Annotated in this window: 13 protein-coding genes, 1 pseudogene and 1 other annotated feature; of the genes and pseudogenes, 7 read left to right on the forward strand and 7 right to left on the reverse strand. The window is 43.5% G+C overall.

Annotation, left to right across the window (positions count from 1 at the left end):
• The 4 genes from EWV84_RS07385 to EWV84_RS07400 all read left to right on the forward strand — a co-directional run.
• The coding region (locus EWV84_RS07385) for an RNA-guided endonuclease InsQ/TnpB family protein (protein WP_287077491.1) at window positions 1–453 on the forward strand (453 nt) is incomplete at its 5' end.
• A 61-nt stretch (window positions 454–514) separates the two neighbouring features.
• Entirely contained in the window at window positions 515–2,197 is a 1,683-nt protein-coding gene (locus EWV84_RS07390) for an alpha/beta hydrolase (protein WP_287077492.1), read from the forward strand.
• A gap of 134 nt (window positions 2,198–2,331) precedes the next feature.
• A complete protein-coding gene (locus EWV84_RS07395) occupies window positions 2,332–2,883 on the forward strand; it encodes a DUF2854 domain-containing protein (RefSeq protein ID WP_287077493.1) in 552 nt (183 codons plus the stop codon).
• Entirely contained in the window at window positions 2,884–3,645 is a 762-nt protein-coding gene (locus EWV84_RS07400; protein ID WP_286825422.1) for a sulfite exporter TauE/SafE family protein, read from the forward strand.
• Window positions 3,646–3,823: 178 nt separating this feature from the next.
• Here EWV84_RS07400 and EWV84_RS07405 read toward each other — a convergent pair whose 3' ends face one another.
• The gene (locus EWV84_RS07405; RefSeq protein WP_286825421.1) at window positions 3,824–4,492 is read right to left on the reverse strand and encodes a hypothetical protein; all 669 of its coding nucleotides are present in this window, start codon (window positions 4,490–4,492) and stop codon (window positions 3,824–3,826) included.
• A 163-nt stretch (window positions 4,493–4,655) separates the two neighbouring features.
• Here EWV84_RS07405 and EWV84_RS07410 point away from each other — a divergent pair, with 163 nt between their 5' ends.
• Both EWV84_RS07410 and EWV84_RS07415 read left to right on the forward strand, forming a co-directional pair.
• Window positions 4,656–5,357, forward strand: a complete 702-nt coding sequence (locus EWV84_RS07410) for a DUF3120 domain-containing protein (RefSeq protein ID WP_287077494.1) — start codon at window positions 4,656–4,658, stop codon at window positions 5,355–5,357.
• Window positions 5,358–5,473: 116 nt separating this feature from the next.
• Window positions 5,474–6,505, forward strand: a complete 1,032-nt coding sequence (locus EWV84_RS07415; RefSeq protein WP_425185800.1) for an adenylate/guanylate cyclase domain-containing protein — start codon at window positions 5,474–5,476, stop codon at window positions 6,503–6,505.
• Window positions 6,506–6,856: 351 nt separating this feature from the next.
• Here the strand turns inward: EWV84_RS07415 and EWV84_RS07420 are convergent, their stop codons facing one another.
• From EWV84_RS07420 to rplJ, 5 genes are all read right to left on the reverse strand, one after another.
• A complete protein-coding gene (locus EWV84_RS07420) occupies window positions 6,857–7,849 on the reverse strand; it encodes a 30S ribosomal protein S1 (RefSeq protein ID WP_004162767.1) in 993 nt (330 codons plus the stop codon).
• A gap of 232 nt (window positions 7,850–8,081) precedes the next feature.
• Window positions 8,082–8,597, reverse strand: coding sequence for a transcriptional regulator NrdR (gene nrdR / locus EWV84_RS07425; RefSeq protein ID WP_002757126.1), 516 nt, complete (start codon window positions 8,595–8,597; stop codon window positions 8,082–8,084).
• Between the two features lie 127 nt (window positions 8,598–8,724).
• Window positions 8,725–8,820 (reverse strand): photosystem II reaction center protein T, encoded by a 96-nt coding sequence (locus EWV84_RS07430; protein WP_071823417.1) that lies wholly within the window; start codon window positions 8,818–8,820, stop codon window positions 8,725–8,727.
• 104 nt (window positions 8,821–8,924) lie between these two features.
• Window positions 8,925–9,320: a 50S ribosomal protein L7/L12 gene (gene rplL, locus EWV84_RS07435; protein WP_149986343.1), complete on the reverse strand. Its 396-nt coding sequence runs from the start codon at window positions 9,318–9,320 to the stop codon at window positions 8,925–8,927.
• 43 nt (window positions 9,321–9,363) lie between these two features.
• A complete protein-coding gene (gene rplJ / locus EWV84_RS07440; RefSeq protein ID WP_002737633.1) occupies window positions 9,364–9,912 on the reverse strand; it encodes a 50S ribosomal protein L10 in 549 nt (182 codons plus the stop codon).
• A gap of 102 nt (window positions 9,913–10,014) precedes the next feature.
• Window positions 10,015–10,132, reverse strand: a sequence feature (ribosomal protein L10 leader region).
• A 456-nt stretch (window positions 10,133–10,588) separates the two neighbouring features.
• On the opposite strand from rplJ, the gene mgtE reads away from it, so the two are divergent.
• Window positions 10,589–11,995, forward strand: coding sequence for a magnesium transporter (mgtE, locus tag EWV84_RS07445; RefSeq protein WP_287077497.1), 1,407 nt, complete (start codon window positions 10,589–10,591; stop codon window positions 11,993–11,995).
• Window positions 11,996–12,144: 149 nt separating this feature from the next.
• Here the strand turns inward: mgtE and EWV84_RS07450 are convergent.
• A pseudogene (locus EWV84_RS07450) lies at window positions 12,145–12,231 on the reverse strand (IS200/IS605 family transposase); the annotation flags it as partial.

The following is a 12,231-nucleotide window of genomic DNA, read 5'->3' on the forward strand; positions in this document are numbered from 1 at the left end:
AGATGTCGTGAGGATTTTCTCCACAAGCTATCCCGTAAGATAGTTAACGAAAACCAAGTTATTGCGGTAGAAAACCTCAATGTTAAAGCCATGGTACCCAATCATAATTTAGCTAAGGCCATTAGTGATTGTAGTTGGGGAATGTTTTGTACAATGCTTAAATACAAGGCAGAATGGCAAGGAAAAACCTATATTGAAGTTGATAGGTTTTTCCCTAGTTATAAGACTTGTCATGTCTGTCTAAATCAAGTGGGTAGTTTGCCGCTTGATGTTAGAAATTGGACTTGTGAGCATTGCAAAACAATCCATGACCGGGACATAAATGCGGCAATAAATATTCGAGATGAAAGCTTACGGATATTGTCGTTAGGAACTAGCGATACTGCCTATAGAGGGGATGTCAGACCAAAATCTGGGCGTAAGTCCGTCTTGAGGCAATCCCCCGTGAAATAGGAAGCTCTCAACGACCTTGAGAGTAGTTCACATATTGTCATTTACCCTAGCCAAAAACCGCATGATTAGCCACAGTTTACAAGGTCGTTTTCCCAGAAATAATTCCACCCGTCGGCTGCGAGCTTTCCTCCTAAGTCTTTTCGCTGTGGGTATGACCGCTTTACCCCTAAAAGCCGCTGAAGAAATTGAATTTGTCTATACTCCCCTCGTCTTTTCTGTATCGGTAGCATCCCTAGAAAATTTTGCTAAAGAAGGAAAGATTGATGCTAATTTAAAAAGATTTCTTGCCAGAACAACTCCCGAAGCAAGAGAGAAGTTTCGTGAGGCTTTATTAACAAAAATTGACATCGATCCTATTTTACTATCTCGTTTTTTTAATAGTGTGATGGGTGCTGATATGCTCTCTCGTTTGGGCAAAGGCATCACCATTGAAGGGGGAATTAATGGTAAATATGCCCTGCGGGGTGCGCTTGTTAGTGCCGCTTTTGATCCAGGAGGATTAACCCTTTTAAATGTGCTGAAAAAATTCCCCAATAATATACAGTTACAGGGGGAAGAAATCCTCGGATTAGCTAAAACCATCGATTATGCGGTTTATGTGGCGGAAATATTTATCAAAGATATGCGCCTCTGGACTGCCGAGGAAACCGCTGCCGTTAAACCAGCGATTAATTATGCCAGTTTACCCGATTTGCGTCAGCGCGGTAGCTTTCAGGTAAAAAAAGAAGTTTGGAACCTAACCGATAGCAGTCGCAATCGCAGTTTATATGTGAATGTTTATATCCCGCAAACTTTCCGAGAAGGCAAAACACCTGTAATTATTTTTTCCCACGGATTAGCCTCGCGACCGGAAGATTATGCCCAAGCAATTGAACATCTAGCTTCCTACGGATTTTTAGTAGCGGCACCGCAACACCCTGGCAGTGATATGAAATACCTACAAGGAATGTTAGGGGGGTATTATCGCAATATTTTTGATGGCAATGAGTTTATTAATCGACCCAAAGATATTAGCTTTGTCATCGATGAATTAGCAAGACGTAATGCTAGTCAATTTCAAGGTAAACTTGACCTAACTAATGTGGGAGTAGCGGGTCATTCCTTCGGGGGTTATGCGTCTCTAGCTGTTGCCGGCGCACAAATTGATTTTGATAATCTCGCCCAAGATTGTAATCGTCCTTACTCCGGGATTAATATCGCTATTTTACTGGAATGTCGCGCCCTAGAATTGCCTAGACAGGTCTATAATTTTCGCGATGAACGAGTCACGGCTGTCTTTGCAGCTAATCCCGTTAACCGCAGTATTTTTGGGGAAAAAGGTTTAAGTAAAATCTCGATTCCTGTCCTCTTGGGTTCCGGAAGTTATGACCCAGCAGCTAATCCAATTTTTGAACAGGCCATTCCTTTTACTTGGTTAAAAACGCCGGATAAATATCTGGCCATGGTGGAGGGACAAGCTCATGTAAATTTTACAGAATTGGATGCAGGAATGCAAAAAACCCTCGAGTCTGTGGTCAATATCACTTTACCCGATCAAAATTTAATCGAGAATTATGCGGGAGCTTTATTGGTGGCTTTTTTTGAAGTTTATATTGCTGATAATGAAAAGTTTCGTCCTTTTCTTCTGTCTAGTTATGCAGAATATCTCAGTCAGGGAAAAAAGTTTAAATTAGACTTTATTACTGCCGCTTCTGACCAGAAATTATCTCAATTAATTGAGAAATTGCGAGTACATCGGCAATAGGCAATAGGCAATAGACACTAATTGCCTTCAGTAGCTAATAACTGAAAAATCTCCCCACTGCCCATCTGCGAAAAAGATTCTTTTGAGTTGTATAATCTCTAAAGGATTAGCGTACTCAAGAAAAAAATTATTTCATGCTCAGGAAAATTAGACTATCATACTTTGGCTTAATTTTAGGCAGTATTTTAACGGTTATCGGGATTATCGGTTATGCCCAAGGTAACGCCACGGTCAATTTAGCGGGGTTTTTCTACGGATTACCGTTATTATTGGGAGGTTTAGCCCTAAAAGCTTCAGAAATCAAACCTATACCCTTCAGTCAACCCACTAGCCCCGAAATCTTGCAATTGCGCCAACAACAGGCTACTATCACCCAAACCAAACTTCGCAAGGATGTCACCCGCTATCGCTACGGACAGGAAGTGCATCTGGATGAAGCCCTAGAAAAGCTGGGATTAAGCCCCACGGACGAGGAAAGACCGACTTTAGTGGCAATTCGTGAAACTGCTGTTGATTCCGCCTATTGTCTCACCCTAGAATTTGAATCGCCCCTTTTACCCCTAGAAAAGTGGCTGGCAAAACAAGAAAAAATCGAAAGATACTTTGGACCGGGAATTAGAGCCGAAATTAAGCAAGTTGACGAGGAAAAAATTGATTTAGCCCTAATTACTATCCCTAACGCCTAAATGCTCACGCCTATTCACTATGGCTTCCTAGCAATCGCTGCCGTGGCTGCCGGCTTAATTAATGCTCTTGCCGGTGGCGGTAGTCTGATTACTTTTCCGACGCTGATGGCGGTGGGTATCCCACCGGTAATGGCAAATGTGACTAATACCGTCGCTTTATGCCCCGGTTATCTGGGGGCAACTCTCGCCCAAAAAAAAGACCTGCACGGGCAACAAAAACGGATTCAGTTATTGCTACCATCGGCAGTTATTGGCGGTATTATCGGTGGTATTTTGCTGTTAAATAGCAGTGATCAAGTATTTGATCGCCTGATTCCTTTTCTGATTCTTTTAGCGGCAGCTTTATTGGCTTTTCAAGATACTTTACGCTCTTGGTTGCAGCGGCGACAGGGAGATAAAAAGGGCAATATCCCAGAAATTTGGGCGGTTTTACCCATCGCTCTCGCTTCAATTTATGGTGGTTATTTTGGAGCGGGTTTAGGTGTGATCGAGTTGGCAATTTTGGGCTTATTTCTCAAGGATAATCTCACGAGATTAAATGCTTTAAAACAGTTGCTTTCTTTGGTGGTTAACGTGGCGGCATCTTGGTTTTTTCTCTTTTCTAATCAGGTATATTGGTCGGCGGCGATAGTGATAGCAATTGGCTCTTTAATTGGGGGTTTATTGGGTGGAAAACTAGCTAGAATTATCTCTCCTAGTTATCTGCGCTGGACTGTGGTAATTCTGAGTATTATTACCGCTACAGTTTATTTTCTTCGTTAACAAAATGTTTGTCAATAAGGTGTTTTATTAATGGAGATTGATAGATTTTTTCCTAGTTCTCAAACCTGTTCTAATTGTCTCTATCATACCAAATCCGCAAGGTGGGCGTAAGTCTATCTTCAGGCATTCCCCCGTGAGTTCAGAAGCCCCGACAATCTCGCCCAGCGGGTAGTTCACCCTAAAAAGATTGTCCCACTTCTAAGACTTTCGTTTGCCCGTTGCGAGACAAAATAACCTGTTGACTACCAACTTCCACTAAAGTCCAACCGTTGATAAATTCCCCCGGAGAAATACGCATAGTTATCCCCTTATTATCAAATAAAGCCGAAGATCGATCGCCTAAATCCATCACCCCCACCAGGGTATTTTTAACCTGATTATTGGTAGGAATAACCGCTGCCAACGGCCGATTCACTTGGGGGGCAGCCGGTAATGGTGGCGCGGAAATGTCGGGATTTGGGGGTGTAACCGGGACAAGTTTGGCGGTAGTTGGAGGAGTTTGGGGATAAACGGGAACGTAAATTCTTTCTATGATCTGGGGACTATTATTAACCGGTAAATTAGCAGGGGGTGGTGGTGGAACTGTGGCTACCGGAGAAGGGTTATTTTGGGGATCAGGATCAGGATCGGGGGATGAAGTTTGACCTTGGCGATCGATAATAGCAAGGGATGATTGCAGATAGGCGATAAACTTTTGCTCTTCCTGGGAAATCGGGCCATTTTGAGAGACAGGGGCATTTTTTTGACTGATTAGCCATGCCACCACCCAACCTAGATAGACGCAAGCAATGACAAAAATAACTTTATCTAGGGGCATTCTCGGATTTTCTTCATGGCCCGCTGCCATATTTTTTGCACTCCTCGATCGCTGCTGTCGTTTCGATTCTAACAGGATAGCGCATTGCCAAAAACAATTTTTTAATTTCCCCAAATCCCCCTAGGGGGGATATAGTAGAAAGAGAATGATGTATCTTAATATAAGTAAAGTTTTGTAACAATTCTGAAATCCTTTGCTCAACTCTACCCTAGTCCCCAGCAATTCCGATCGCCTGAAACCCCTAGTCCCTAACTGGGAAAAATGTCAATCCGTCTTTTGGACAGCAGCATTTCTGGTATCAGTCCCCGTGTTCGTACAAGCGCCCCTAGTGCGCTACTATCCCGAAATTAGCCTAGGTTTAACCGTTTTCTGGGTGGGTTTAGGGATTTGGCTGCTCAAACAAGCAAAAATCAGTCTTTGGGGGGATTTACTTTTGGGCTTTAGTTGGAGTTGGTTAGCCGGTTCTCTGTACTGGGGTTGGTGGCGTTGGGAACCCTTGATCCATATTCCCATGGAAGCGATCGGGCTGCCCTTTGTTCTCTGGGGATTATGCAAAGGTCGCGGCAAAGTGGGCAATCTTTTCTATCTCGGTTCTTTGTTAGGAACCGCCATCACCGACCTATATTTCTATCTAACGGGACTAATTCCCTACTGGCGACAATTAATGACCGTGGAACTAGACCCCAACCTAGTAGCGCCGATATTTGATAACGCCTTGGCCCAAATACAGACCCCCTGGGGCATCAGTTGGGCGATCGTGCTGCTCAACCTGCTCTTAGCGATCGGTATCTATCCTTTGCAAAAACGGGTATGCTATTGGTGGGCATTTAGCGGAGCCGTATTGAGTACAATTTTAGTCGATGGTTTATTTTGGATTACCGCTTCTCTGGCCTAAGGGTTTTCCTGGCTAATTCCCATTTCCACCTACCTACTTAGATATATGAAAATGTCTGGAATGTGGGGTATAAAATGTGTAGTTACCATCACCCATCTATTACCGCTGATCTACCCGTGGATATACTAGGACAAAATCCTTATTTACTACTCCATACCGAGAAGGGACAGCGTTTTTTCCCTCTCGTGGGGAGACCTTACTGGACAATCGGACGGGGCAAAGATAACGATATCGTCATTAAAGATCACTGTATCTCCCGCAATCACGCTATTTTACAATCCACGGAAACAGGAGATTTTTATCTGATCGATCTCGGTAGTCGCAATGGAACTTTTGTTAATGGCAGAAGGGTAGCCATTCCCGTGACTATCCATGACAAAGATCGGATCACCTTTGGCAAAACCGCAGTGCAGTTCTATTGTCCTACTCCCACTAATATAGGCAAGCAACCGCGCAATTTAGAATGGGATATCCCCACCTCCACCCTCCATGAACGTCGCTTAACATCGGTGATGGTGGTGGATATACGAAATTTTACGGCTTTAACGAGGCAATTAGACGAAAAAGTGCTTTCTTCTCTGATTGGCAATTGGTTTCGCCATGCCGGGAGTATTATCCGCAGTTCCGGCAGTTGGGTAGATAAATATATTGGTGATGCGATCATGGCCATCTGGTTTCACGGTCAACAGGAAGTCAATCAAGACGATATCTTGCAAATTTTCCAAGCAATTACGCAAATATACAAGATGACCCGCGCCTTAAGCGAAGAATATCCCTTACCCTTTAAATTACGCATCGGTGCGGGAGTGAATACCGGTTATGCCATGGTGGGCAATACTGGCAGCGGTGAACATCCAGATTATACGGCGATCGGCGATACGGTCAACGCCGCTTTTCGTTTAGAGTCGGCTACTAAAGAAATGGGTAGGGATTTAGCCATCGGAACAACTACCTACAGTTATCTCATCGGTTTACCCCATCTCCACCAAGCTTTTAATCAACATACCGTCAGTCTGAAAGGATACGACGATAACACTATTACCTACGGAACCGCTTTCGATGACTTGGATCGTTTCCTCGATGCCAACAGTAGTGAGGAGATGACCGGAATTACAGGATTTGCCAGCAGTGTCGGTTTTCAGGATTGAAATTAAACAGGGAGCAGCCAACTTTTTTGCTGTGATCAGTAAACGGTAATCAGTGAAAAGACAGTAGGAAACTTCTATTTAGAGCTTGCTGAATAAATCTAAAAACCTTGTTGGATAATATCTTTAGGCTTTTTTGAAATCCAAAAGTGCCTGGTCTGGGAGTGATCAGGGGGAAAATTCCGGGACTTTTTCCCTGAAAATTAGGTAGTTGACCACCTGAAAATCGGTAAAACCCTACACCCTGCCCCCACGAAAAACTTTTTGCCGCAAACCCTACTTAAGACTGTCCACTAAAAACTCACATCTGATAACTGATAACTGATAACTGATAACTGATAACTGATAACTGACCTACTCCTCGGTGGCAGCGAGAACTAAATCTTCCTCCTCCAAGGCGGGAGGACCTTCGATTTCTGCGACTACTTCCGAGACAGTGCGGCCTTCCGCTTCCGCTAGACGTTTTTCTCGGTATTTAATCGCCATTTCTTCCGCTTTTTCAAACACTAACGGGCGATTTTTCAGCATATCTCCCGGTTCGGGTTCTAATTGTTTAGTCGAGAGGGAAATGCGACCTCTTTCGGCATCGAGATCGATAATCATCACTTTTAACTCATCATTGACATTGAAAACCGTGTGGGGGGTGTCAATGTGATCGTGAGAGATTTCGGAAATATGCAGTAAACCACTGACTCCACCGATATCGATGAAAGCACCGTAGGGCTTAATTCCGCGCACGGAACCGATTACCACCTGTCCCACGGCTAAACCGTTCATCTTGCGTTCCACTAAAGCGCGACGATGACTTAAAACCAGACGGTTGCGATCCTCATCCACTTCTAAAAACTTTAAGGGCAATTCCTGACCAACTAAATCCTCTTTCGCCTCTCTGGTGCTAATGTGAGAACCGGGGATAAAGCCGCGGAGACCTTCAATCCTGACTAATGCCCCACCACGGTTAGTGGCAAAAACATTTGAGCGCACGGTAGCATCTTCTTTTTGCAATTGACGCACCCGTTCCCAAGCGCGCATATATTCAATGCGACGGATCGACAGGGTTAGCTGTCCATCTTCATTCTCGTCGGTAAGGATGAAAAATTCCCGTGTTTCGTTAGGTTGTAAAACTTCTTCGGGATTATCGACGCGGTTGATCGACATCTCCTGCACGGGGATAAAAGCGGCGGTTTTAGCACCGATATCGATGAGCGCTCCCCGGGGTTCCATGCTGAAAACAGTCCCGGCGACAACATCTCCCGGACTGAAATGATAATCGTATTTGTCTAGAAGGGCGGCAAAATCTTCATGGGTAAAGCCTATGTTTTTGTTTGCGGTTTTTTGGGTGGTCATGTACGTTGTTTGGGCCTCGGAATTTCCGTAGGTTTTTCCTCCTATGTGATGTACAGTTTCTAAAGAAAGGAGATACCTCCCAATTTAGTTCCTAGGCAGGGCCTAGGGGATGAACTGCCGCATCCGGCTTTCTTGCAGGCAATTCGCCTCAAGAATGACTTTTAAGAATCTAACCAGAGCTTGGGCTTTAAATAGCACAAGGGATCCTAATTATAACTGAATCGGGGACTATTTAAGATGAGGTGATCACGCTGGCTTCTTCCACTTGAGACCAAGAAGGATGAGCGCGTTCGATTTCGGAGGATTGCAGCAGCGCTAAAGCGGCGATAAAGTCTCTAATTCCCTGAAAATTGCCGTAAACCGAAGCAAAGCGCACATAGGCCACTTCCGATTCTTGCCGGAGGTATTCTAGGACTAATTGACCGATCTCCTGACTTGTTACCTCCCGCTTTGAGTCTTGCTGCAGACGGGATTCGATATCATTGACGATCGCCTCTAATCTTGAGGGGGGAATGCCAGTTTTTTCGCAGGCGCGGACGATACCCCGCAGCAGTTTGCAGCGATCAAAAGATTCCCGTTTACCATCTTTTTTAATCACCGTGATCGGCACGAATTCGATGCGCTCGTAGGTGGTGAACCGATATTTACACTGTAAGCATTCACGACGACGACGAATGCTTTGACCGTTTTCGGAGGAACGGGACTCTAAAACGCGACTATCGGTATGCTGACAATTAGGACACTGCATAGGAGGCGCTCGGTGAGGGGAACCTTTAATTTAAGCCTTTAAATACGAAAACCAGAGCCGCTAACCTGCTTTGGACAAGCGGGCGGCTCAGGGAAGAAAATTATTAAGTTAAACGGAGTTAAGAAATTTACTTTTGAATCCGGGGAGGTTCCCGGAAGGCGATGGCGAAGAAAATTACCGCCAAGGCCATAGTTAAAACCAAAATGTAAGCGACGCTTTCCATGGTTGGACATCCTACAAGATTGCTATGACAATCCTATAGTATCAGGAAATGAGCTTTTCGGCTTGTCTGGGGATGTAATCTAGCTCCCCAGAATCAGTGGCGATCTATTTAACGCTAACTTTTGCCCCAGCATCTTCCAGTTTTTTCTTGACGGCGGCGGCATCATCTTTGTTGGTGCCTTCTTTAACCGCTTTGGGAGCTGCTTCTACCAGGTCTTTCGCTTCTTTGAGTCCTAAACCAGTCAATTCGCGCACTACCTTAAGAATAGCAATTTTCTTGTCGGCGGGAACTTCTTCAAGAACGACGTTAAATTCGGTTTGTTCTTCCACAGCTTCAGCGGCGGCAGCGGGAGCGGCCCCGGGAGCAGCCATCATCATCATGCCACCGGCCGGAGCGGCGGCACTAACTCCGAAGGTTTCTTCGATACCTTTGACTAATTCGGCAGCTTCTAAGAGGGTAAGGGTTTTGAGTTTTTCTAAGATTTCAGCTACAGCAGACATGGGTTAGACTCCTAATTGTTTTCAGTGATTGATTGGTGCGGTGTTAAGCCGCTTCTTTTTCTTCTTGACGGGCCACGGCATCGACGGCACGGGCCAAAGATGCGGGAACTTCGTTGATGCTGCGGGCCAGTTTGGTGGCAATGGCGTTGATTGCGCCAGCGGCCTGAGCGATTAACTGTTCTTTCGACGGTAAATCGGCGATGGCTTTGATCTGATCTTCTGTTAACAGTTGACCTTTGGTCCCTTCTTTGAGGACACCGCCGCGCAATTCGGTTTTTTTGCTTTCTTTTTTGAACTCTTGATAGGCCTTGAAAGCTCCACCGATATCCTCTTTTACGAGCAGAAAGGCGGATGTTCCCGATAAAAGGCTTTTCATCGGTTCCCAGCCACTATCCTCAGCGATCGCCAAGCCCATCAAAGTATTTTTGGTGACTTTACAAATTGTTCCCGTGGGGCGCAATTTGCGGCGTAGATTGCTGATTTCGGCGACTGTTAAACCTTGATAGTCAATGACCATCGTTAATTGAGCTTCGCTCAGGGAGGTTTTTAATTCTTCTAGAATTACTCCCTTGCTTTCTCTGCTTCTCCCCATCCCTTGTTTACCTCCTGTATGCGGGGGACCGGTTCCACAGACAGGCGCAAAAATAACCCCTTGTAGCGCCGGGGTTGAGTGGAGAGAATCCAGTTCAGGCACGACCAAGACAGAAAATATCTCTCTTTAGTCTTTTTGGCTGCTGTTTTCTCGCTTTGACCTCGGCAGGGTATTTAAGCTGTTTCGCACCTGCTGTCTTTGGCTTAAGCCAGTCTTTTACTATAACATTATTGCGGGATTTATGTCAAGCCCCGGGAAGGAGCGAGCGAGGCGATCGCATCTAAGACTAAATCCTGTTTTGAAAAGGTAACCGAAAAACTTTTTGCTGCAAACCCTACATATCAGGACAGGCACTCATGCAAGAGGCAAAAGGAGGAATAGATAATCGGTCTTTAATAACCGGATTTAGTCTGAGATCAAAAGTTTTCGTTTTCAGGAGTCGGTCGTTAATACAAAATTAGGTTACAGTTCTTGATCAGAAACGCTGTATCTAATTCAGTCTCAGGAGAAAGTCTTTCTGTTGATTGAGCTTTTTTAATCTAGCTTTTCAAGACGCAGAATCAGCTTGGTTCATTTGTTCGCTTGTGCCACTCTACTTTCTTCGCTTACAATCCTTTTGTATCCTCCATCAATTTTTCGAGCTTCCCTTTTTAGTTACCTTACCCAATTATCAATTATGAATAACACTGAAATCGGCTTTCCCAAAGGCTCTAAGAGTGACCTGAGAGATGTTATCACAAATCAGTTACTTATTTTTTTAGAAGCCAAAAATTATGACGCAGCTAAAACTCTATTAATTCCCGTCGCTTCCGTGGATATAGCAGAAGCGATTGCGGACTTACCTAAAACCCTACAAATCATTGCTTTCCGACTTTTAAATAAATCTCAAGCCATTGACGTTTATGAACATTTAGATAGAAATACCCAATACTTATTAATTGAAAAGTTTAAAGATGCGGAAGCACCTGAAATTATTAATAATATGTCTCCTGATGATCGAGTCAAGTTATTTGATGAGTTACCTCCTCAATTAGCGAGGACTTTAGTGGCTCAATTATCCCCTGAAGAAAGAGAGTTAAATGCTTTATTGTTCGGGTATTCTGCTGATACAGCAGGGCGAATTATGACCCCGAAATATATCTATGTTAAAGAAACTATTACCGCTAATGAAGCCCAAGCTAAAATCAGAAATTTAGCCGATAAAATTGAAGTGGCTTACTATATCTATGTGACAGATAATAATAAGAGATTACAAGGAACCTTATCTTTAAAAGATTTAATTGTTGCTAAACCAGAAGCCATAATTTCTGAAATTATGAACAGAAATATTATTTATGCCTATACCGATACCGACCAAGAAGAAGTCGCTAAATTGATTCAACGCTATGATTTATTAGCCTTGCCAATTGTTGATAAAGATGAAAACTTATTAGGGGTAGTTACGGTAGATGATGTCATCGACATTTTAGAGGAAGAAGCAACTGAAGATATTTATAAAATGGGAGCAATTAACACAGAATCTGATGAGCGAAATTACTTTCAATTGGGCTTGTATAGAATCACAAAAAAACGAATACCCTGGTTATTAATCTTATTAATCACGAATTCTGCAACAGTTTTTTTAATGAGTAATTTTGAGGAAGTGTTAGAAGAAGTAGTTACCTTAGCCTTTTTTACCCCATTATTAATTGATGCAGGGGGAAATATAGGCGCACAGTCATCGACCGTTGTTATTAGGGGATTAAGTACTGATGAATTAAGAGATAAGAAACCGTTTTCAATTATTGTGAAAGAGTTAATAACAGGGGGATTATTAGGGATCATTTTAGCCGTCATTGTGATTGCTATGGTTTTCGTATTCTTAGGTAAACCAGAGATTGGTTTTATAGTGGGAATTAGTTTAATTGCTATCTCAATTATTGCAGCGACGACAGGTACAGCATTACCTTTTATCTTTAACAAAATGGGATTTGATCCTGCTTTAATGTCTGCTCCTTTTATCACGACAGTGGTTGATGTTTTAGGAATTTTTATTTATTTCAGTATTGCTCAATTAATCCTAAAGGAAAGTTTGAGAAATTGATGGGCAAGGCAAAAAGATTAGGCCAATTCAAGTCTGAATTGGCGCTCCATAACTTGCCCAGGGTTATATCCTTGAGCGCTCGATAATTTTTAATCCTCAATCCCTCAATTCCGGCCATTATCGAAAATTTGGGTTAAAACCCCGTCGTTTTACGACGGCTTTTCTTGATCTTTAATATAGCACTTAAGAACTTCCAGGGTTGCACCTCCTACAGAAGAAACAAAATAACTAGGAGA

Origin of the sequence: Microcystis sp. M_QC_C_20170808_M3Col (assembly GCF_007095505.1) — a bacterium.
Lineage (GTDB): Bacteria > Cyanobacteriota > Cyanobacteriia > Cyanobacteriales > Microcystaceae > Microcystis.